25 protein-coding genes are annotated in these 20,469 nt (G+C 38.1%); 5 read left to right on the forward strand and 20 right to left on the reverse strand.

The window, feature by feature from the left end:
• Window positions 1–34 precede the first annotated feature (34 nt).
• From vrrA to IMZ31_RS09710, 6 genes are all read right to left on the reverse strand, one after another.
• Window positions 35–700, reverse strand: coding sequence for a VrrA/YqfQ family protein (gene vrrA / locus IMZ31_RS09685; protein WP_207527198.1), 666 nt, complete (start codon window positions 698–700; stop codon window positions 35–37).
• Window positions 701–1,082: 382 nt separating this feature from the next.
• Window positions 1,083–1,772 (reverse strand): uracil-DNA glycosylase, encoded by a 690-nt coding sequence (locus tag IMZ31_RS09690; protein ID WP_207527199.1) that lies wholly within the window; start codon window positions 1,770–1,772, stop codon window positions 1,083–1,085.
• A gap of 337 nt (window positions 1,773–2,109) precedes the next feature.
• Window positions 2,110–2,358, reverse strand: coding sequence for a DUF2584 family protein (locus IMZ31_RS09695; protein ID WP_207527200.1), 249 nt, complete (start codon window positions 2,356–2,358; stop codon window positions 2,110–2,112).
• Between the two features lie 68 nt (window positions 2,359–2,426).
• Window positions 2,427–2,819, reverse strand: a complete 393-nt coding sequence (locus tag IMZ31_RS09700) for a DUF5365 family protein (RefSeq protein WP_207527201.1) — start codon at window positions 2,817–2,819, stop codon at window positions 2,427–2,429.
• A 141-nt stretch (window positions 2,820–2,960) separates the two neighbouring features.
• Window positions 2,961–6,077: an SbcC/MukB-like Walker B domain-containing protein gene (locus tag IMZ31_RS09705; protein ID WP_207527202.1), complete on the reverse strand. Its 3,117-nt coding sequence runs from the start codon at window positions 6,075–6,077 to the stop codon at window positions 2,961–2,963.
• 1 nt (window position 6,078) lies between these two features.
• The gene (locus tag IMZ31_RS09710; RefSeq protein ID WP_207527203.1) at window positions 6,079–7,230 is read right to left on the reverse strand and encodes an exonuclease SbcCD subunit D; all 1,152 of its coding nucleotides are present in this window, start codon (window positions 7,228–7,230) and stop codon (window positions 6,079–6,081) included.
• Between the two features lie 382 nt (window positions 7,231–7,612).
• Between IMZ31_RS09710 and IMZ31_RS09715 the strand changes: the two genes are divergently transcribed.
• On the forward strand, window positions 7,613–7,936 hold the full coding sequence (locus IMZ31_RS09715; RefSeq protein ID WP_207527204.1) for a YolD-like family protein: 324 nt from the start codon (window positions 7,613–7,615) through the stop codon (window positions 7,934–7,936).
• Window positions 7,937–7,983: 47 nt separating this feature from the next.
• Entirely contained in the window at window positions 7,984–8,106 is a 123-nt protein-coding gene (locus tag IMZ31_RS09720; RefSeq protein WP_371825498.1) for a YjcZ family sporulation protein, read from the forward strand.
• Window positions 8,107–8,239: 133 nt separating this feature from the next.
• On the opposite strand, the gene IMZ31_RS09725 is transcribed toward IMZ31_RS09720, so the two are convergent.
• The 9 genes from IMZ31_RS09725 to IMZ31_RS09765 form a co-directional block, all read right to left on the reverse strand.
• Window positions 8,240–8,461, reverse strand: a complete 222-nt coding sequence (locus IMZ31_RS09725; protein ID WP_036779227.1) for a YozE family protein — start codon at window positions 8,459–8,461, stop codon at window positions 8,240–8,242.
• Window positions 8,462–8,567: 106 nt separating this feature from the next.
• Window positions 8,568–9,350 carry a twin-arginine translocase subunit TatC gene (gene tatC / locus IMZ31_RS09730; protein WP_207527205.1) on the reverse strand — a complete coding sequence of 261 codons (783 nt, stop codon included), beginning with the start codon at window positions 9,348–9,350 and terminating at the stop codon, window positions 8,568–8,570.
• Between the two features lie 90 nt (window positions 9,351–9,440).
• The gene (locus IMZ31_RS09735; protein WP_207527206.1) at window positions 9,441–9,641 is read right to left on the reverse strand and encodes a twin-arginine translocase TatA/TatE family subunit; all 201 of its coding nucleotides are present in this window, start codon (window positions 9,639–9,641) and stop codon (window positions 9,441–9,443) included.
• A 19-nt stretch (window positions 9,642–9,660) separates the two neighbouring features.
• Entirely contained in the window at window positions 9,661–9,891 is a 231-nt protein-coding gene (tatA, locus tag IMZ31_RS09740) for a twin-arginine translocase TatA/TatE family subunit (protein WP_036779237.1), read from the reverse strand.
• A gap of 401 nt (window positions 9,892–10,292) precedes the next feature.
• The gene (locus tag IMZ31_RS09745; RefSeq protein ID WP_207527207.1) at window positions 10,293–10,784 is read right to left on the reverse strand and encodes a dihydrofolate reductase; all 492 of its coding nucleotides are present in this window, start codon (window positions 10,782–10,784) and stop codon (window positions 10,293–10,295) included.
• A gap of 25 nt (window positions 10,785–10,809) precedes the next feature.
• Complete coding sequence (locus IMZ31_RS09750; protein WP_371825499.1) at window positions 10,810–11,742, reverse strand: thymidylate synthase; 933 nt, start codon at window positions 11,740–11,742, stop codon at window positions 10,810–10,812.
• A gap of 205 nt (window positions 11,743–11,947) precedes the next feature.
• Window positions 11,948–12,538 carry an HD domain-containing protein gene (locus IMZ31_RS09755; RefSeq protein WP_207527209.1) on the reverse strand — a complete coding sequence of 197 codons (591 nt, stop codon included), beginning with the start codon at window positions 12,536–12,538 and terminating at the stop codon, window positions 11,948–11,950.
• 9 nt (window positions 12,539–12,547) lie between these two features.
• Window positions 12,548–13,402: a DUF72 domain-containing protein gene (locus IMZ31_RS09760; protein ID WP_242705536.1), complete on the reverse strand. Its 855-nt coding sequence runs from the start codon at window positions 13,400–13,402 to the stop codon at window positions 12,548–12,550.
• A 121-nt stretch (window positions 13,403–13,523) separates the two neighbouring features.
• A complete protein-coding gene (locus tag IMZ31_RS09765; RefSeq protein ID WP_207527211.1) occupies window positions 13,524–15,194 on the reverse strand; it encodes a formate--tetrahydrofolate ligase in 1,671 nt (556 codons plus the stop codon).
• Window positions 15,195–15,543: 349 nt separating this feature from the next.
• On the opposite strand from IMZ31_RS09765, the gene IMZ31_RS09770 reads away from it, so the two are divergent.
• The 3 genes from IMZ31_RS09770 to IMZ31_RS09780 all read left to right on the forward strand — a co-directional run bounded on the left by IMZ31_RS09770 (window position 15,544) and on the right by IMZ31_RS09780 (window position 17,166).
• The gene (locus tag IMZ31_RS09770) at window positions 15,544–15,744 is read left to right on the forward strand and encodes a cold-shock protein (protein ID WP_036779253.1); all 201 of its coding nucleotides are present in this window, start codon (window positions 15,544–15,546) and stop codon (window positions 15,742–15,744) included.
• A 335-nt stretch (window positions 15,745–16,079) separates the two neighbouring features.
• Window positions 16,080–16,763, forward strand: coding sequence for a queuosine precursor transporter (locus tag IMZ31_RS09775; RefSeq protein WP_207527212.1), 684 nt, complete (start codon window positions 16,080–16,082; stop codon window positions 16,761–16,763).
• Window positions 16,764–16,776: 13 nt separating this feature from the next.
• Window positions 16,777–17,166, forward strand: a complete 390-nt coding sequence (locus IMZ31_RS09780; protein ID WP_207527213.1) for a ribonuclease HI family protein — start codon at window positions 16,777–16,779, stop codon at window positions 17,164–17,166.
• A 13-nt stretch (window positions 17,167–17,179) separates the two neighbouring features.
• On the opposite strand, the gene IMZ31_RS09785 is transcribed toward IMZ31_RS09780, so the two are convergent.
• The 5 genes from IMZ31_RS09785 to IMZ31_RS09805 all read right to left on the reverse strand — a co-directional run bounded on the left by IMZ31_RS09785 (window position 17,180) and on the right by IMZ31_RS09805 (window position 20,406).
• Window positions 17,180–17,482, reverse strand: coding sequence for a DUF6123 family protein (locus IMZ31_RS09785; protein WP_207527214.1), 303 nt, complete (start codon window positions 17,480–17,482; stop codon window positions 17,180–17,182).
• Window positions 17,483–17,509: 27 nt separating this feature from the next.
• Complete coding sequence (locus IMZ31_RS09790) at window positions 17,510–18,343, reverse strand: sulfurtransferase (protein ID WP_207527215.1); 834 nt, start codon at window positions 18,341–18,343, stop codon at window positions 17,510–17,512.
• 192 nt (window positions 18,344–18,535) lie between these two features.
• The gene (locus tag IMZ31_RS09795; RefSeq protein ID WP_207527216.1) at window positions 18,536–18,712 is read right to left on the reverse strand and encodes a hypothetical protein; all 177 of its coding nucleotides are present in this window, start codon (window positions 18,710–18,712) and stop codon (window positions 18,536–18,538) included.
• A gap of 96 nt (window positions 18,713–18,808) precedes the next feature.
• A complete protein-coding gene (locus IMZ31_RS09800; protein WP_207527217.1) occupies window positions 18,809–19,321 on the reverse strand; it encodes an isoprenylcysteine carboxyl methyltransferase family protein in 513 nt (170 codons plus the stop codon).
• Window positions 19,318–20,406, reverse strand: a complete 1,089-nt coding sequence (locus IMZ31_RS09805) for a type III polyketide synthase (protein WP_207527218.1) — start codon at window positions 20,404–20,406, stop codon at window positions 19,318–19,320. Before IMZ31_RS09805 ends, IMZ31_RS09800 begins: the two co-directional genes overlap by 4 nt.
• Window positions 20,407–20,469 lie beyond the last annotated feature (63 nt).

Genomic DNA, 20,469 nt, shown 5'->3' on the forward strand with positions numbered 1-20,469 from the left:
CTTTTAGAGGATAAAAATCAAGAATCTTGCTTATTTATATATACATGCGAGGTTTAGAAGGACCGTTTCCTTCAGGCTTCGAATTTGAAAGAGATTCTTTTACAGGAGCTGGTTCTGTACTGTTAGATGAAGCACTAGTAGCTTGATTTACTGCCTCTCTCACGCGAGTACTACGCTTCTCAGTATTCTGACTTGATTCTTCTTCCGATGTCGATTCTTCTCCCTCAGTTCCTTCATCTGGCTCGTTCATAATCTTCATTAAACGAAACATCGTAGGAATATTACGCATCATTGGACCGTATTCCTGCACCATCGGCATAGCTGATTGAGCCATTTTTAATACTTGCTGAACATTATTCAACATTCCAGTGGCTCCTCCGCCCGTTCCAGCTAACCCTTGTGCAGCTCCCCCTAGTGTTGGAAGACCACTTCCTCCTCCAGAAGAAAAAATTTTAGAGAGTAATCCTCCCCCACCTCTTGTTTGACTCCCCACTTCCTGAACACCCATATTGGACATCGCAGGGAATCCTTGCATTCCCCCCATACCATTAAAACTTTGAAAATTCTGAGGAATAGGACTCTGAAAGCCTTGTGGTCCGAAACGTTGCGGCATTTGAGGGACCCTACTAGGCCCCCGGTTATACATTCTTCCTACTTGGGGCCTTGGCCCGGGACCAAATGATCTCATACCTTGATTCATCGGTTCCCCTCCTTTATATAATCACTACTTGTAATGTACGTTAATCAGGGAGAGAAGGTGTAGGCGAATTCACTATTTATTTAAAAGCTCTGTAAATGTTTGCTGTCGCATTCTTTATAATAGATTTGTTCAATAATAGGGCAGTAATCTTGAAGACTCGAAGTTAAGAGAATGTTTCCGTTTGCTTTATTTGAGTGTAAGGTGGGCCTGGAAACCACTCGCTTTCCTGTGGGGAGCTGGTGAGCGAGTTGTGCCCGAGCAAGCCCAAGCACTCAATAAACGTAACGGCCCTATTCACACAAAAGTGTCTCAGCTTCGAGTCTTCCGTATAAAGGGGCTTATATGGAACAAGTAAATTTACTAATACAGATAATTCCTGAATTTACTTAGATTCATAAGGGTCATGGGGGAGTTGCCAATCTATGGGGCCGAGACCCTTTTCTGATAAAAATTCATTTGCTCTAGAGAAATGATGGCTACCAAAGAAACCCCGGTAGGCTGAAAGAGGACTAGGATGTGGTGCTTTTAAAACAAGATGCTTATCCGTATCAATCATTTTTACCTTTTGCTGTGCAGGTTTCCCCCAAAACATGAAAACCATAGGTTCTTCACGCTTGTTCAGGGATTCAATAACAGCGTTCGTAAATGTCTCCCAGCCTTTCTTCTTGTGTGAATGAGCTTGGCCTTCGCGGACGGTTAAAACAGTATTTAATAGTAAGACCCCTTGTTTAGCCCAAGGTAGCAGGTAGCCGTGTGGAGGTGCATGAAAACCAACATCTACTGATAACTCCTTATAAATATTCTTAAGGGAAGGCGGAACTGTCACTTGCGGATTAACTGAAAAACTAAAACCATGAGCTTGGCCTTTGCCGTGATAAGGGTCCTGTCCCAGCAAAACAACCTTAGTATTTGAGTAGGAAGTGTAGTGAAGCGCATTAAAAATATCGTGCATAGGCGGGTGAACCGCTTCATTTGCATATTCTATTTTCAAAAATTCTCTTAATCTCTGGTAATATTCTTTGTAGAATTCTTCTCCAAGAACGTCTTTCCAATCATTCTTTAAAATATCCAATCTTGTTCACCTCACGTTCATCTATGTAAATAAAAAGCAGGCACCGCTTGGCACCTGCTCGGAAGTATAGCATTCTAGATTGTTCAATTCAATCTGTTGTTAGCTCTCCTGCAATAATTAAAGCAAAGCTACCACTTAAAATACAACCAAATAACATCGCCGTCATCATTGGAATCCCTTCCTTCTCCTAAGTTAGTTATGATCTACTTTCAGTATAAGGGAAGTGGGTTCCTTTCGATCATCTGACTTATGGCAATTTCATGAAAATATCCGAAGGAATAATCGTCTATTTCCCGGGCAAGCGCATTTTTCAACACAACCTTTAATTTCATTGTCGTTAATTGACGCTATATAACGAAATTAATTGATAAACCAAACGTGTTTGCCCATTCGCCCAAGTCATTTCGACAATCTTTGCTGTCCCTGTTTGTTCAGATTCAGCTGTTCGAGATATCTCCAATAATTCATCTACCGGAAACAAACAGTATTGATCTAGATAGAGTTCGAATACATTCTCTTTTTCTTGTACACGTTTTTCTTTTCCGAGTGTGATTATTTTCGTATCTAATGAAAGAGGCATTGTCATCCTCATCCCCTCCATCTCTTTCCTTTTCCTTTATCCTACTCCAGAGGAGGAAAGTTGACAAGAAGTTTCTACAAGATCCAATGATTCTCTGGCTTACCCATAAGAGACAAAGCTTCCTTATCCGTTGTTGATAAGAAGTCATCATATCTAAGTGGGAAATAAATAGAGTGTTTTTCTAAAATTTTTGTATTACGATCAAATTGCTTAGAATGCTTCGAATCTCCAGTACAGTCAGAAATACACTCTAAAAGGCTTTGTAACGTTTGCAATGCAGCTGTTACTTCTAGTATCTCTTTAAGAGAGTACTCTTCCATGTCTTCAATAGAAAGTACACCAAAACTTCTAAGATCTTGTGAATAATTCTCGGAGAAGAAAAAAGGAAATAGCGAATCAAAAAAATATGTAATCTTCTCTTTTACATATTCATGTTGTTCAGGTGTTGAAGCTGTAACGATTTTCATAAGGGTAAAGGCCTCCTAGACTTACTACATCATCTATTTCCAGGTAATTTATAATGGAATAGACAGGGATTTGGATTTACTCTACCCATTACTATATCATGTGAAATTGTCAGAATTTAAGGTGTAAATACTTCCAGTAATTTAGTGGAATGTAAAATGACATGTTGATCCTTTAGGGGACGGCTGGATCTGTAACTTTGCAGGTATTTCCTGCTTTAGTTGTGGCACATGAGATATGATACCTAACATTCGATTCCCTTTTTGAAGATCTTTTAGGCAGTCGATTGCCTGTTCTAACGATATCTCATCTAAAGTACCAAATCCTTCATCGATAAACAACGTATCCAACTGCACTCCACCTGCATGAGCCTGAACCACATCAGCCATACCTAGAGCAAGGCTCAGTGCAGCTTTAAAGCCTTCTCCTCCTGATAAAGTCTTCACTGAACGCTTTTGTCCTGTGTAATGATCAAGCACTTCAAGATCTAATCCACTCTGAGCTCCTCCTTTAGCTCGTTCCTTGCTCCGCTCAAGCTGATAACGGTGCTCAGTCATCTGATCTAATCTAATATTAGCTTGAAGGATAATTTCATCCAGGAAGGCTGAAAGAACATAACGTTCAAAAGATAATTTATATGCGTTATCTCCTCTAGCTAATTGAGCTAATTCCCCAACGTAGTAGTACCTTTGTTCTTTCTCCTGTTTATCTTGTAGAAATACTTGAAGCTTTTTATAAATCCTCATTTGCTCATTAATTTGGAGTTGCAGTACTTGCTGTCTCTCTGTAATCCCCTGAAGTTTCTGCTCTAGGGTTCGTACAATGTCATCGTAGTAGGATAAATCGGGTACTTTTTCATTTTCTAATTGTTTTTTTAGAGCTTCATATCCTTCCATAATAGATTGATAGCTTGCGTAAAAATTCTCGATCTCTTTTTGTTTTTGGTCTACAACTTCAGAATCCATTTTAGAATCAATGTAATCATCTATTGACCTGAAGCCCATATCTTCTATGGTCTTCTCAAAAGACTCTCTGGCAATTGCGACATGGCGCCTTGTTTCTTCTAAGAACTGCTTGTGACCTTCAACTTCTGTCTCTAACTTCTGTTTTTGTTCTTTTTCTTGTTGGTACGAATTAGCCAAGTCTTGTAATGCTTTTTGTTGCCTGGAATACTCGTTTTCCATTTTATTTAATTCCTGTTTAAAAGTTTTAACATCTGTGGTTATATCAGATACTTCTTCTTCGATTTGAGAGAGCTTTGTAGAGACCTGCAGCCATCCGTCGCGCTTTGATGAAGATTCTTTTCGTGTATTTTCAAGCGAACTACTCAATTCACTCATTTGTTGACTTATTTGCTCCATCTCACTACGAGCAGCCTCAGACTGCTTAATTTTTCCTGATAGTGTTTCTTTTTCTTTCCTTAAATCTTCGTATTTACTTTGCCAATATTGCATCTGTTCATGGCGATTCTTATCTGAAAGATGATCCTTTTGTAAATCATCCAGAAGCTCTTTAGCCAGTTGATCCGTTATTTGACGTTGTGTTTGGCCTTCAGATTTAATCTTTATATAATGTTCCTGTTCTTCAGTAAGTGTCTTTTCTGCTTCTTCTGCTTGTTTAGTTACTCGATCAATTTCCTCATCCGAGATTGGATTTTGCTTTGTATACGCTTTATCAGGATGTTCCATAGAACCACAAACAGGGCATGCTTCTCCATCATGAAGATGGTTCGCTAAGACAACAGCCTGGTTCTGTTGCTTAGACTGTTCTAGTTGTTTTAGCTTTGATTTTGTGCTTTCTACTTGTTCCTTAGCTCTTCCCAAACGGTTTTTAGCTTGATGATATGTTCGAATCATAGATTGAATTTTTTCTTCTTCTTTTATTAAATGGTGTAATTTATCGATTCTTGCTCCGTACTCTTTTTCCTCACTTTCTAATTCATAGTACTGTTTTGTCAGTCCTTGAGAATTGTAGGTATCTTTAGAAAGTGATTGCCATCTCTCATTCAATTGTTTTAATTGTTCTTCTAGCGCTTTAACAGAAGACTCCACTTCTTCCTTAGACCTTCGTAAATATTCCTCTTCAGTTTGCAGCGATTTAAAACGTTCAACCTTTTCATAATCCTTTTTCTTTTGCTGTATTTTCAATTTTAATGACTCTAATTCTTCTTCTTTAGGAAGAGCTGCTTCATAGTTCTTCTTTGTTTGTTCGAATTTATTTTTTACTTCATTAAGTGCTTTTTCTTTTTGAACAAGTTGCTCCTGCTGTTTCTTCTCTTCTCCTTCTCTTTGGCGAACCTGATCTTCATACGGTTTTACGTGATGTGCTTTTGTGGCAGCATGGACTTCCTCTTCAAGTTTTATAATAGAAGGCTTCTGATTATCCAACTCACTAACTTCTTTCTCTTGCTTTTCTAACTTAAGGAACAATTGATTTAACTGCTTTTTCTCATAAAACGTTTCCTGAGCGCTTGCTAAGGCTTTCCGTTCATTTTCAATCTTTCCTTTATTATCTTGAAGTTGTTGTTGGTCTCTTTCGATATCTTTTTGGAGCTTAGTCATTACATCAGCAGAAGTAGTAAGAGATTGACGTGTTTCTTCGTCCCAATCTAAACGATTGATTTCCTCATCTTCTTTATATTCAATTTCCTGAATAGATTCTTTTAATTCTTTTGACTCCTCTTTCAAACGGTCTGTCATCTGCTCATAAACGTAGGTTTGAAAGATTTTTTGAAGAATTTCTTCTCTCTCTTTACTATTTTCAGATATAAGACGCCTGAACTCTCCTTGCGGAATCATAATCATCTTCCTAAACTGCTCATAATCTAAATGAAGCATGCTTTCAATCGATTCATTCACTTCTTTGATTTTAGATGCTAATAGCTCATGATCCCCTTCTTTAATCCTATAAAGTTCAACTTTAGGCGGCTGCTCTGTGAACCCCTCACCTTTTTCTTTCCTCTTTAATTGGCGAGGTGTTCTCCTAACTTCATAAATGTGTTGCTTTAATTCAAACCTAAACTTCACTTCCGTCTGTTGATCTTCATCAGCAAAGTGGCTACGCAATGTGTCCTGGTCCCGATCACTCCCGCTCGCACGACCATATAAGGCATATACCATGGCATCAAAAATACTCGTCTTCCCTGCTCCTGTAGGTCCTGTAATTAAAAACACCGTCTCGTGTCCTAACTGTGTGAAATCTACAACTTGGCGTTTTGAATAGGGCCCAAAAGCTTCTATGACTAGCTGAATGGCTCGCATATTATTGATTCCTTTCTTCTTCCTGAATTTCATTTATAACCGTAGCAATCGCATCTCTTCTTTCTTCATCCATAAGTGAACCCTTCACTTCTTTATAAAACGACTCAAACAGTTCCATATGAGACATTTGTTTTCTTTCCTGCACATTAGATAACTGTTCTGTGTGCGCCTTCCCAATCAATCCAACACGTTCTAGACTTAAAACATTAGGAAATTTCTTGCGGAGTTTTCCCATAGGGTCAAGTATCTGTCCTTCGTCTAACAATTTAATATGAAGATAATCTTCCATACCTTCTTCATTAACCTCGAGGAGGTCATGTAAATATCCTTCTTTAACCCTCATGTCTCTTTTTGGCTTTAAACTTTCTTGTCTAATAGAGGACACACCTGTCCCGTCTAATTCAACTATTGTTACACCTTTTTTGTGGTTGGCCTCTGAGAAGGAATACTTCAGTATAGAACCGGAGTAACGAATGGTTTCTCTTTTAACCCTTTGTGGTTGGTGGAGGTGCCCAAGTGCTACGTAGGAGAAATCATTAAAAAGCTCTGCGTTTATATATGGCGCCCCTCCTAGCATAGACAACCGCTCCTCAGACTCTGACTCCATTCCTCCAGCTAAGAACGCATGACCTACAAATACGTGACGCTCATCAGTCACTTGGTCTTCCTTGATACGTTTTATAATTGCTTCCATAGCTTGTTGATGTGTTTCTATAGAATCATCGTCAAGCTCTTTCCTTACTTCGCTTGGCTCTATATAAGGAATTAAGTAGAAGTTTACCTGCCCGTATTCATCCGGAATACGAACTGGGGTCCAAGCATCCTCAAGTCTCGCTTGTAAATAAAATTGTTGGCGCTTAAAAAGCTGACTTCCAAAGTTCAATCTGTCAGGACTGTCATGATTCCCTGATATAGCTAAAACAGGGATATTTAAGTCATAGATTAGCGTAATTAGAGTGCGGTTTAGTAAATCTACAGCTTCCTTTGGAGGTACTGCCCGATCATACAAATCTCCAGCAATAATAACCACATCCGGTTGCTCAACTTTCACTAACTCTATAAATTGACCAAGAATATATTCTTGGTCTTCTGTCATATGTAATTGATGGACAAGCTTACCTAAATGCCAGTCCGCGGTATGAATAATTTTCATAGTACTGCCTCCCTTATGAACATCGTACCAAATTCCACATTACAATGCAGACTAACAAAATTATGAAACGTCTATTCTCGATATGAAGGAGGAAATTTCGGATAGACTCTCAGTATATTCTCCTTTAAAAAACTACGCATTTTTTGACGCAAGTAACAATAGCCGTATAAGAATTTCTATTACAAGACATCACCTTTATTTTTCGCTTTGTTATCGTTTCGCCTTTGGCCATGTAAACAATCTCAACGTAGTAAACCTTGTCGTTTCCTTGCTGATTGTTCCATAAGTACCAACCTCCTGACCCAATTATATACGAACACAAGTTCTTTTTCTGTTGTTTTACAAACACTTGTTCGTTATACTGAATATAGAGGTGAAATATATGCTACGAGATCGAGGAACAATGAAGTGGACTTCACTTATGTTGCCAGAACACGTGGAAATGATGAAGAAAATGTGGGAAGAAGACGGTAAGCTACCGCCTCCATCGCTTGAAGAGCAGGCATTAAGTGAACTTAATGATGCCTGTATAGAGGCACACGAAAACCAAGCTGTTGTAAGAATTAAAGTGTATTCAAATGGAGAATTAAAGCAGCTAGAAGGTACAATAACTCACTTAATCCCTCAAGAACAATCGTTACGAATGGTAACTGTCACAGGAAATACTAAGGCTATAGCAATTGGACACATATACAACATCGATTAATCTTCAAATCTCCGCATATGCCCATACAAACTCCTCCTTAGATCCATATAGTAATATTATCTAGAATTAAAGGAGGCGCTCACATGAGCTATGGTTACGGGAATAACTTCGTATTAATTGTGGTCCTTTTTATTTTGCTTATTATTGTTGGTGCAACATTCGTTTGTTAATAAAACAAAGCGCTAGCCTCACCGCTTAAATAAGCTATACACAACACAAGTCAGCTATTTTATCATTTTCAAACAAAAAACCGCCATTTTGGCGGTTTTTTCATGAGTATTACTGTTATATTCAAAACATTTCTTACATTACTTCTTCCATTTGGTATTGCTCCCATAATTCATCGAAAATGCTTAAAGCAGATGAGAATGGTATATTCCACTCTAAATATCGACTAATTTCATCGTAAGAGTATGACTGTTTCGGGAAATTTGAGTCTTCAAACATCCAGTCTGCTAACCGACTCTTGTCATCTGGTACTAATTTACCGCGAAATGTCATCATAAAATGATAAAAAGATCGCATTCTTTCCCCCCTTGCTCTATATTGCTTTTTACTTTTGTAACACGTAGTCCGCTAAAAAGCAATCATACTGAAAAAAGATACCCTATAATGGGTATCTTTTCAAACGTTATGAATCTGTTGAGATGTCTTCCATTCTTCTCGCTTGTTTTCGGGCCACTATACTTGAAAGAATAATGGATACTTCATAGAGGATAATCAGTGGGATTGCCACTACAATCTGCAGAATAAAGTCTGGCGGCGATATGATTGTTCCAATAATAATAAGTACGAAGTAAGCATATTTTCTAATCTTTCGAAGCAATCCAGGTTCTACAATACCGAGGCTCGTTAAAAACATAACAATAATAGGAATTTCAAAGAAAACGGCAAATGGTAACGTAATTCTTAGCAGAAAACTGAAATATTTATCAGCAGTAAACATCATTGTAAACATGTCTTCCCCTAAAGCAACCAGGAAATCGAAAATCAGGGGTTGAATAAGGAAATACCCAAATGATAATCCACCAATAAACAACAGAAAAATAGCTGGTATATAGGACAGTGACAGTTTTTGTTCTTTAGGTGTAAGTGCAGGCTTAATAAATAGCCACACTTGGAGACAAAGGATTGGAAGTGTCCCTGCAACTGCAATGATACTTGCTAAAGTTATATATACCCAAAGCACATCAAACGGGCCCAATACCGTTAATTTTGTAATCTCATTCCCTAACTCTTTCGAACGTTCCTGGAATCCTTGCATAAAGAATTGGAAGATTTCTTCAATAAAAATAAACCCGCCAATAAAAAAGAGAATAAAAACGCTTATCGTTATAATTAATCGCTTCCGAAGTTCCCCTAAGTGCTCCGTTACATTCATTTCTTTATCTATACTATTATGATCTTGTTCCATTGTTGCACCTCCAGATGGGAGCGACGCTGTCCTTTTTCATGAAAGAAGATGCAAGAGCGTATGCCTCTTACATCTCCACATTTAATTACTTTACGCATTTTTGTCTTGGTTTTGATCAATCTTCTTGGAATCTTCAGAGTCCGTGCTAGTAAGATCCGAAGTAGCTTTCTTAAACTCCCGAAGTGAACTCCCCACTGCTTTACCTACTTCTGGAAGTTTAGAAGGCCCAAACACCACAAGAGCAATCACTAGAATAAGTATTAATCCGGGTACACCAATTTGTCCTAACATAAATCACCACTCCATGTTCTTATTGTTGTTGAGTGTTAGGGGATGCTTGATCTTGGTTAGAAGAAGTCCCTTTTGATTCAATTACTGTATTGTCATCTTCTTCGCTCGTTAATTCCCGGGCAGATTTCTTAAATTCCTTTAACGTTTGACCAGTAGCTTTCCCAATTTCAGGCAACTTTTTTGGTCCAAATATAATCAGTGTAATTGCAAGGATTAGAATTAACCCCGGAATGCCAATTGTCGATAGCATAACTTCACCGTCCCTTGTCCAAATGGCAGTTATTATGCTGCACATTTTTTCTATTTGGGTCTATTACATTGAGTTTCTCACAAAAACAGAGACTCTAAACAGACCCACCACAAAAATATTCAAATACCTAAGGGAAAAATATGTCTTTCGTCTTCGATTGTAAGCCTTTTTATTTGTTTTGTCTATGTTTCGTCTTTAATTATAAAAACTTGTTAATGTGGTAATTTTATTTCTTGTACAAAAACATTTATCCAAAATTATAATAAAGCATTAGCTGGCATTTAAATAAATTTTTTTAGTGAAACATAAGGAAATCAAACAACGTACGCGTTACCAACAATGCCCTAACGACAACCATTCCAAAAACTCATGCAGAAGTGCTGCATGAGTTTTATTGAAACTTATTGTTTACGATCATATTGACAAAAGTAGTATTCATATGGATTTTTTTCGTCTTGAACTCCCCGCTCTTTCTTCGTCAAAATCCACTCATCTTCATTAAATTCGGGGAAATAAGTATCTCCCTGAAAATCCTCTTCAATCCAAGTAATATACATTCGATCCGCTTCATTGATCGTTTGCTCAAAGATATGACTGCCACCGATAATAAGGTATTCTGTATTCGGGTCTTCTTTCTCCCATTCAAAGATAGGATCTAGACTGTGAATGACATCGCACCCATCTTCCTGAAAGTTAGAGTCTCGAGTCAACACAACATTCTTGCGATTCGGCAAAGGTCCATTCATGGATTCAAATGTTTTCCTGCCCATTATAATCGTCTTCCCTGTCGAAACCGATTTGAAAAATTTCAAATCATTAGGCAGACGCCATGGTAAATCATTATCTTTCCCTATAAGGCGATTTCGGTCCATCGCCACTAAAAATGAAATCATATTTAGTCATCCTCCTTATTGGAATCTACACAGCAACTGGTGCTTTAATACGAGGGTGAGGGTCATATCCATTTAGCTCAATATCATCGCTTTCTACTTCAAATACAGACTTCCCGTCCATGTTAATTGAAATGGATGGCAGAGGCTTTATTTCCCGAGCAATCTGCGTTTTAATTTGATCTACATGATTCGTGTAAATGTGGGCATCTCCTAGTGTGTGAATAAACTCGCCTACCTCTAGACCACATTCTTCTGCAATTAAATGGGTAAGTAGTGCATAACTTGCAATGTTAAACGGAACCCCCAAGAATACATCTCCACTACGCTGGTATAACTGACAACTTAACTTACCGTTAACAACGTAAAATTGAAATAATATGTGACATGGCGGTAATGCTGCTCTATCTGGAGCAATATCCTCAGGATTCCAAGCTGATACAATTAGACGTCTTGAGTCTGGCTTAGTCTTGATATCGTAAATAACTTGTTGAATCTGATCGATCCATTCACCTTGAGAAGACTCCCAATTACGCCATTGCTTTCCATACACATTTCCTAAATCTCCATATGTATGAGCGAATGACTCATCTGTTAATATGCGTTCTTTAAATTTATCCATTTGTTCCTTATATTGTTCATTGAACACTTCGTCCTGTTGACTACGAATTCCAAAGTTCGTCATGTCAGGGCCATTATAGTCAGAACTTTCGATCCATCTCTTAAAAGGCCATTCGTTCCAAATATTGTTATTGTGTTGCAAAAGGTAACGAATGTTGGTGTCCCCTTTTAAAAACCACAAGAGCTCACTTTTAATAAGACGGAATGGTACTTTTTTTGTAGTTAAGAGCGGAAAGCCTTTTGATAAATCAAATCTCATTTGGTAGCCGAACGTAGAAAGCGTGCCTGTACCGGTACGATCTCCTTTACGCTCTCCATGATCCATTATGTATCGACACATATCTAAATACGTTTTTTCACTTGATTGCACAATCGTCACCTCATTCTTTTACTAACTAGTCCGAGACATTATATCACATATCAGGTCCGTGTAAGATGTCTGATCTTATTGATAAAACAAAATTTCTTACCCGAGAAATTTTCTATCTTCGCTTAGGCGTTTTCCAGAATTAGACATTCAGATTTTTAGGTTGCACTTACACTCGTTACATCCATTCCTCATAAAACTGATGGAGGTATGTTTCAAGGAAGTCATGTCTCTTTTGACCGATTTTCACCGCTGAGGGAGTGTTGAGAAGACCTTTGATTTTAAGCAGCTTATCATAAAAGTGGCGTATTGTCGTTTCCTCAAAAGCTTCACTATGTAAAGCTTGGCCTCTAGCTCCACCAAATGAGAAAGCACGAGCAATACCAATAGCTCCAATAGCATCTAACCGATCAGCGTCTTGAACAACTTTCCCCTCTATGTTCAGAGGAATACGATGGCCTGTTTTAAAAGAAACTGCTTCCATTGCTACTAAAATCCGCTCCTGTTCTCCTGGGGGAATTTTACAAGACTCAAATAAGTCCATAACTTCTTGCTTAGCTTCTGTCAAATTGTCTGTCAGTTTGGGATCTAGTATATCATGAAGCCAGCCTGCTGTTTCTGAAATAAAAGGATCGGCTCCTTCTAGAACAGCCAACCGCTTAGCCATTTTGGCTACCCTTTTCATATGATAAAAGTCATGTCCAGTAGAGTCATGCCTGAAGCGATTGTATATAAAGCTTGATACTTTCTCCAACACTTCATCCTCCATAAGTTCCTCCTAGTCTTGGAATAAATCCATTTGTCTTGGGTTTAACTGTTCATACTCAACCTGGCATAAGTCGATAAATTGTTTAGCATTATCCGCGGCGTCGCCCCCGGAGTTATTGTTGAACAATACAGTTACATGATCAGATTGTTGAAGTAAACTCTCAACATTTTCCTTCCACTCTTGAAGTTCCTCATCATTGTATCGGTACAAAAAGCGTACCTCTCTCCAATCTTCGCGGCCATTTTTGTTCCAACCATGCACGTTGCGGCCATGGAGTCTGACGAGTGTTTCTTTTGAGTTTGTAGCTTGAAGAACCGTTGGCGCAGAGCCCTCTCCAGCTTGAGGTTCATCAACTACTCCGTGAATCCAGTTTCCTTTCTCCATAAAAGATAGAGTTTGTTCTCTATACTCACTTGAGTACCAAGATTGGTTACGAAATTCTAAAGCAAGTGGTAAGTCACCCATTAATTCACGAATGACTCTTATTTTTTGAACATTTTCCTTTGATACAGAAAACCAAGGTGGAAATTGAAATAAAATAAAACGAAGCTTACATGAATCAATTAATGGTTGGATCGACTCTATATAAGCATCAAACATATCTCGAACTTCTTCTGAGGACATTTTTTCTCTTTGATGTCCAGTCATTTTACTAAAAGCTTTAACAACGAACGTAAAACCTTCTGGTGTTTCCTTAACCCATTTCTCATAGTTTCGTTTAGGTTGGATTGCATAGAATGCACTATCAATTTCCACAACAGGAAAATGAGAAGCATATATCGCTAATTTATCCTGACTTTTCGTACCCGCAGGATATAGCTGGTCATGATCGCCCCAACCAGTTACGCCTATTGATACATTCACAAGTACCATCCTCCCCTCTGTCTTCATCTCTATATTACGAAGGAATAAATTTAACTGTAAAGCAAAAGAGATTGCTCCTTCCTAAAGAGCAACCTCTTATATTTGTTGGTTGTCAGCAATTTTAGAATAAACCGACAGCTTTCCCCGATGAGTCTATGTCCATTTGAAGTGCAGCTGGCTCTTTTGGTAATCCTGGCATTGTCATTACATCACCTGTCAAAGCAACGATAAACCCAGCTCCAATTGAGGGACTAAATTCTCTGATCGTAATAGTGAAGTCAGATGGTCTACCTCTTAGAGAGGGATCATCAGATAGTGAGTACTGAGTTTTTGCCATGCAAACAGGTAAATTCGCCCAACCTAGCTGGTTGTATAATTCTATTTGCTTCTTTGCCTGACTTGAAAATTCAACTCCTTTAGCACCATAAACCTTTTCAGCAATCTTTGATATCTTTTCTTCAATAGTGTCTTCAAGATCGTACGTATAAGTGAACGAACTAGCTTCTGTTTCAACAGTATCAATAACAGCTTGTGCAAGCTCTAGCCCTCCTGAGCCTCCCTTAGAATGAACTTCAGTAAGAGCAACCCGTAATTTCCGGTCTTTACACCATTTTTCTATATAAGCCAACTCTTCTTCAGTATCAGTAGGGAAACGATTCAAAGCGACTACAAATGGAAGGCCAAATGACTGAATAGTCTCCATATGTTTCTCGAGATTGGTTATCCCTTCTTGAAGGGCGCGTACATTTTCTTGTGCTAATTCGTCTTTCGATACTCCACCATGCATTTTCAAAGCCCGAACGGTAGCAACGAGGACAACAGCATCGGGAGTGAAATCTCCTGCACGTGTTTTGATATTTAAAAACTTCTCAGCACCAAGATCAGCGCCAAATCCTGCTTCAGTTATGACGTAGTCCCCTAATTTTGAAGCAATCGTTGTGGCCATTACACTGTTACATCCATGCGCAATATTGGCAAACGGTCCACCGTGTACAATTGCTGGTGTATTTTCAATCGTTTGGACAAGATTTGGCTTAAGCGCTTCTTTTAATAGAAGGGTTAAAGCCCCTTCCATACCTAACTGTTCAACAGTAACGGGTTGATCCTCGTACGTATAACCAAACACAATTCGAGCAAGTCGTTTCTTCAGATCTTTTAAGTCAGAAGCTAGACAGAGAATGGCCATAATTTCTGAGGCTACACTGATATTAAATCCATCTTCCCTTGGGACTCCTTTCAAGGGACCACCTAGTCCTATCACAATTTCACGAAGAGCTCGGTCATTTAAGTCTAAAACCCTTTTCCAACCAATCTTTCTAGGATCAATATTTAATTCATTCCCCCTATGAATATGATTATCAATAAAAGCAGAAAGGGCATTGTTCGCGCTAGTAATCGCATGTATATCGCCTGTGAAATGAAGATTTATATCTTCCATGGGTAAGACTTGCGAATAGCCTCCCCCAGCAGCGCCTCCCTTTAATCCCATTGTAGGACCTAAAGAAGGCTCTCGAAGTGCAATTACAGTCTTTTTATTCATCTGATTCATAGCCTGCCCTAAACCTACAGTAACGGTGGACTTACCTTCACCAGCTGGGGTAGGGTTAATGGCCGTAACAAGTACAACCTTTCCATTCTTACGTTCAGACAACTTATGTAATAATGAATCGGATAATTTTGCTTTGTAGCGACCATATGGTTCAAAGTCCTCATGATCTAGATTTAATTGATGCGTAATTTCTTCTATTGGTTTTATAGTAGCTTGCTGAGCAATTTCAATATCTTTTTTCATGACAGTTCTCCTTCCATTAATTCTTTTATAGTTTAGATGAAACAGGACTAAAAATGCAAAGAACGGGTATTTTATAAAAGAAGGAAAGAAAATCTCTGCAGTATGTTGAGAAAATACAATTTGTTTTAAAAATTCTCATTACTCCTTGACTTCCTTTATAATAATAAGCTATATTAGACCTAAGCAAAGAAGATGTGGAATCATGAAAGACGAGGTAACTTCAATAGAAGTGTTCGGGATTTGATGATCCTACATTTCTATTGGAGTTACCCTTTTTTATGAATTCTTACATCGACTTTGTATTATTACGTCTCACGTCATTACGTGAATGTTTTAGGAGGATTTTACAATGCAAAACGGTACAGTAAAATGGTTTAACGCAGAAAAAGGTTATGGTTTCATCCAAGTAGAAGGTGGAAACGACGTATTCGTACACTTCTCTGCGATCCAAGAAGAAGGTTTCAAAACACTTGAAGAAGGTCAAAGCGTTTCTTTCGAAATCGTAGAAGGCGACCGTGGCCCTCAAGCTGCTAACGTTGTTAAAAACTAATTAAATTATAAAAAACGCATGACATATAGCGACAGCTCTTTAGAGCTGTCGCTTTTTTATTTGCCTTTGATAACGTGTTGTTATTGAATAGTTCTCTCAAGAAAAGGGCAGGATTCTTGGACACTCGAAGTTGAAAAAATGTTTCCGTTTGCATTGTTAGAGCATGAGGTGGTTCGGGAAATCACTCGCTTTCCGCGGCGAGCTGGGGAGCCTCCTCGAACGCTTTCGCTCGCAACATATTGAAAAAAACTTCAACACCACGTATAATGGTCTATCGTTATGCATAGCGCAGTTCGAAACTTCCTGCGATATCAAAACTAGAAAGGATTGACAATATGAACGAAATTTTATGGATTGTATTCGCCCTTATTAACTTCTCAATGTTAACGTTAATTTATAAAGGGTTTGGAAGACAAGGTTTATTTGTATGGATAGGAATGGCTACTGTTGTAGCCAACATTCAGGTTACGAAAACGATTGAAATGTTTGGTTTGACCGCAACGCTTGGAAATATTATTTATGGAACAGTATTCTTAGCTACCGATATCCTGAATGAGAAATATGGTAAAGAGGAAGCAAAGAAAGCTGTTTGGTTAGGTTTCTTTACTCTAATTAGTATGACAGTTATGATGCAAATAGCGGTTAAATGGTTTACACCTGTTGGTACGGAAGTGCAAACGGCTCTTGAAACTATATTCGGATTATTACCGCGTGTTGCTGCAGGAAGCTTAGTAGCGTATATTGTTAGTCAATATGTTGACGTATTCATCTATTCTAAACTGAAGAGTATGTTTGCTGGAGATCGCTTTCTTTGGGTTAGAAATAATGGAAGTACAATGGTTAGTCAGTTGCTTGATTCCTTTGTGTTCACACTGATTGCTTTCTTAGGTGAAGTTCCGACAAACGTCTGGTTTGAAATCTTTATAACAACTTATGTTATTAAATTTATTGTAGCTGCTTTAGACACACCTTTCTTATATTTAGCGAAGCGATTTAATAAAACATCAAACCCTTCATAAAGGAGGTCAGCGTATGCTTGAAGTATATGTAGATGGTTCTTCAAAAGGAGACCCAGGCCCAAGTGGAGTTGGAATCTACATTAAAAATGGAAAAGATCATTACACCTATTCGATTCCAATTGGAATAACATCAAACCATGAAGCAGAATTTACGGCCCTCATAAAAGCTCTTGAAATCTGTAAAGAAATGTTTCCAGAAGAGATTATTAGTGTTCGATCAGATTCAAAGCTTGTTGTCGACTGTATTGAACACTCATCCACGAAACAAGATCGCTTCCTTCCTCTTTTAAGAGAAGCTGAACAATTAGGGAGTCATTTCCCTTTCTTTTTTATTAAATGGATATCTGATAAGCAAAACAAAAAAGCAGATGAACTCGCACGAGCTGCTATCCACGCTAATTAAAAAAACCACACTCCTATTTAGCTAAGGAGTGTGGTTTCTTTCTTTTGTATAGTCCTTTTTGTTCAATAAGTCCCCAAGCATCTCGTTTTGTACGAGGATGGTTTTCTTGTAAATACTCTAATACTCCAATAAAAAAACTTCCATCGAATTTCATTTGAAACTGAATCGTAACTTTAAGTGCGAAGATAACGAGCCAATCTTCAGAGTTCGTATAATTCTTGCCGAAATAAATAAAATGAATATCTTTATCCTTTAATCGAAAGCCTTTCGACCATAGATCTTCTATAAAATACCCAAGTGATTTGGATAGCGGCATGTACTACACCCTTTATGTATAATCTGATTAAGAAGAAACAGAACGATCAATCGGATTTTTATCATTGGTAATCCAATCGCTCCAACTACCTACATAGAGCCGAACTTGATTGAAACCCGCTTCATATAATGCGAGTACGTTTGGCGAAGCAGTAACACCGGAACCACAATAGACAATCCACTCTTTTGGTTTACCAAATTGCAGGAAATGAGACCTTAGTTCCTCTTTAGATTTCCATCTTCCTGCTTGATTCATAACTTTTGTCCATTCTGCATTTACAGCGGAAGGAATATGACCCGCTTTTTGATCTATTGGTTCATTTATACCAGCAAAACGCTCATAACTTCTCGAATCAAGGATGATTGTATCATCATTATAGATGTGTTGAGCTACGTAGTCCTGATCTGCTATCATACTAGATTGATATACTGCTTTATAAGAGGAACGGTTGTTAACCGGAATTTCTGTAGTCAATCCAGATCCCTTTTCTTCCCACGCTCTAAATCCACCATCTAAAATATACACTTCTTTATGTCCCATGTACATCATCATCCATACAAATCTCGATGCCATAGCACCATTCTGATTATCATAAGCAACAATGATATCATTATTCTGAATACCAGCTTCTTGAATAACATTTAAGAAATCTTTCATATTTGGCAGAGGATGACGCCCACCTGTTTGTCCAACAGCCCCACTCATATCTTTCTCCAGATCAATGTGTATTGCGCCAGGTATGTGTCCTTCTTCATATTCTAATCGACCTTTGTCGGAATGTTGTAAATAAAACCGAAAATCCACCATTCGAATTGAATTGAGTTGACCTTGAACCCAATTGACCGAACGAATATATGTCATATATCGATCCTCCCTTCTCTTTTGCCTCTAAGTATTAGTATACCGATTTTATTGACACTTGAAAACGCTCTACTCTAATTGAGTTTTTCACAAGTCGTTATAACGAAACAGAGGCTAGACTTAAGAGGGACTCTTTTAATATAAAATTAAATTTATTTAGTAAGATTCTTTCCATATAAAAAGCCAGGTATATTACCTGGCTGATAAAACATCTTCATATTTCTTTTGCTTCGCTTCTGCTGACTTTAATGTATGTCTACCTTTAAACAAATCTACTAAGTACATTGCCTTTTCATCACGAAGTTTGGCTAGTATGCCAACCATCAGTATTGAATATAGCACTACAATTCCCATTATAAGAAAAATCATTTTAGCCCCTCACTTCCGATGATAATGATTTTCATTTCTAAATAGAGTATAGCAGGGTTGAGAAAGATTTTCAATGAGAATGAGAAATAATTTCAATCATTCAGACAGTTTAGTCAAAGCCCTTTCTTCGTGAGGAATGCGAATTTTCATGAGTGCCAAATGTAGTAGCGGGAATAAAACAGCTGACATATAGGCATTAAATAGCAATGGAATTATGACAAATTCTAAACCAACCACTACATAATTAGGGTGCTTCATCCACTTATATGGCCCTTTAGCTACAAGGTCTGCCCCTGGTAAAACAATAATCTTTGTATTCCAGAACCTTCCTAGAGAAGTTAAACACCAGATTCGGAAACCTTGTGTAACGAAGAAAGCACCTAATAAAAAGCCTTTCCAATCTGATAAAACAAGCTCATTATTCCATGCTTCTAACCCAACTGAAACGAAGAATAACGTGTGTACTAAAACAATCCATTTATAATGGCCTCCTGCAATTTCTATTGCACCGTGACGTAGCATCCATTTCTCATTACGTTTTGCTACTACCACTTCAATAAGACGCTGCGCAATTATAAACAAGAATAATACAACAAACCAAACAGTCATTCAGACCACTCCAATCCAACTAATTCAGAGCTAAAGCCAGGCCCTAATGCAGCTAGTACGCTAGCTGTCCCTGCCTTTGGAAACTCTTCCATCCACCTTTTCAAAACGTGTAATACAGTGGCAGAAGACATATTGCCATGATTTCTTAACACATCATATGAATATTTGAATTTTTCATTAGAACTACCCAAAACTTCCTCATAAGCTTGAAGCACCTTTTGGCCACCTGGATGAGCTACGTAGAAGGATAGATCTTTCTCATTCTTTTCTATACTTCTTAAAAACTCTTCAATGTGTTCTTTCCAGAAGGTTTCAACGAGTGCAGGAATGCTTTTTGCAAAGACGACTTGAAAGCCATCCTCATTAACATTCCACCCCATTACATCAAGAGCTTGCTTTTTTAATTTAGAACTGGATTGAATCATTCTGGGTGCTGTAGAAATCCGTTTCGAAACAACTGGAGACTTCTCCCCCATTATTAATGCTGCTGCAATTCCATCACCAAATAAAGCCGTCCCAATGAAGTTGCTCTTTCTTCGATCATCTTTCTGAAAAGTAAGTCCACAGAGTTCAACGCACACAACTAAAATAGTTGCCTTTGGATACATATGCGCAAAATCCATGGCTCTAGCAAGACCTGCACCTCCCCCAGCGCAGCCCAATCCCCATAAAGGAACACGTTTTACGTCATCTCTGAAATTTCGTTCATTCATTAAACGCGCATCAATAGTTGGTGTAGCTACACCTGTACTGGATACATAAAGAATATAGTCAATTGCTTCGTAAGGAACTTCTTCTGTCAGAAATGATTTATTGGACAGACAATGATCAACAGCTTCTAAAGAGTATTGAAGTGCTTTTTTTTCATATAATTCATTTCGCTCTTGAAAAGTATGGTCTTTTCCAAACCATTCCTTAGGAACGACGAATTGACGTTTCTCAACGGCTGCGTTTTCAAATACAGGTAATAGCCTGTTAATCTCTCTTTCTGAACGAGGAAAGACTTCTTTTACAAAAGATTGTATATCCTTTTGTGTTATTTCATATTCCGGGATGCTCACTCCAACTGATGTTATCCATGCCATATTATCCCTCTTCCATTTTTCTTTTAGCTTGCCTCCTTCTTTGAATCTTACTCACAGTTCTAC

It is taken from the genome of Pontibacillus sp. ALD_SL1 (assembly GCF_017355605.1).

Coding starts and splice junctions, on each gene's coding strand:
- IMZ31_RS09805 (WP_207527218.1), bottom strand. CDS start 20,406: ATGGCATGGATAACATCAGTTGGAGTGAGCATCCCGGAATATGAAATA.
- IMZ31_RS09725 (WP_036779227.1), bottom strand. CDS start 8,461: ATGCGATCTTTTTATCATTTTATGATGACATTTCGCGGTAAATTAGTA.
- IMZ31_RS09770 (WP_036779253.1), top strand. CDS start 15,544: ATGCAAAACGGTACAGTAAAATGGTTTAACGCAGAAAAAGGTTATGGT.
- IMZ31_RS09795 (WP_207527216.1), bottom strand. CDS start 18,712: ATGATTTTTCTTATAATGGGAATTGTAGTGCTATATTCAATACTGATG.
- IMZ31_RS09780 (WP_207527213.1), top strand. CDS start 16,777: ATGCTTGAAGTATATGTAGATGGTTCTTCAAAAGGAGACCCAGGCCCA.
- IMZ31_RS09700 (WP_207527201.1), bottom strand. CDS start 2,819: ATGAAAATCGTTACAGCTTCAACACCTGAACAACATGAATATGTAAAA.
- IMZ31_RS09735 (WP_207527206.1), bottom strand. CDS start 9,641: ATGTTAGGACAAATTGGTGTACCCGGATTAATACTTATTCTAGTGATT.
- IMZ31_RS09715 (WP_207527204.1), top strand. CDS start 7,613: ATGCTACGAGATCGAGGAACAATGAAGTGGACTTCACTTATGTTGCCA.
- IMZ31_RS09710 (WP_207527203.1), bottom strand. CDS start 7,230: ATGAAAATTATTCATACCGCGGACTGGCATTTAGGTAAGCTTGTCCAT.
- IMZ31_RS09785 (WP_207527214.1), bottom strand. CDS start 17,482: ATGCCGCTATCCAAATCACTTGGGTATTTTATAGAAGATCTATGGTCG.
- vrrA (WP_207527198.1), bottom strand. CDS start 700: ATGAATCAAGGTATGAGATCATTTGGTCCCGGGCCAAGGCCCCAAGTA.
- IMZ31_RS09705 (WP_207527202.1), bottom strand. CDS start 6,077: ATGCGAGCCATTCAGCTAGTCATAGAAGCTTTTGGGCCCTATTCAAAA.
- IMZ31_RS09775 (WP_207527212.1), top strand. CDS start 16,080: ATGAACGAAATTTTATGGATTGTATTCGCCCTTATTAACTTCTCAATG.
- IMZ31_RS09800 (WP_207527217.1), bottom strand. CDS start 19,321: ATGACTGTTTGGTTTGTTGTATTATTCTTGTTTATAATTGCGCAGCGT.
- IMZ31_RS09790 (WP_207527215.1), bottom strand. CDS start 18,343: ATGACATATATTCGTTCGGTCAATTGGGTTCAAGGTCAACTCAATTCA.
- IMZ31_RS09755 (WP_207527209.1), bottom strand. CDS start 12,538: ATGGAGGATGAAGTGTTGGAGAAAGTATCAAGCTTTATATACAATCGC.
- IMZ31_RS09750 (WP_371825499.1), bottom strand. CDS start 11,742: ATGTGTCGATACATAATGGATCATGGAGAGCGTAAAGGAGATCGTACC.
- tatC (WP_207527205.1), bottom strand. CDS start 9,350: ATGGAACAAGATCATAATAGTATAGATAAAGAAATGAATGTAACGGAG.
- IMZ31_RS09765 (WP_207527211.1), bottom strand. CDS start 15,194: ATGAAAAAAGATATTGAAATTGCTCAGCAAGCTACTATAAAACCAATA.
- tatA (WP_036779237.1), bottom strand. CDS start 9,891: ATGCTATCGACAATTGGCATTCCGGGGTTAATTCTAATCCTTGCAATT.
- IMZ31_RS09745 (WP_207527207.1), bottom strand. CDS start 10,784: ATGATTTCATTTTTAGTGGCGATGGACCGAAATCGCCTTATAGGGAAA.
- IMZ31_RS09695 (WP_207527200.1), bottom strand. CDS start 2,358: ATGACAATGCCTCTTTCATTAGATACGAAAATAATCACACTCGGAAAA.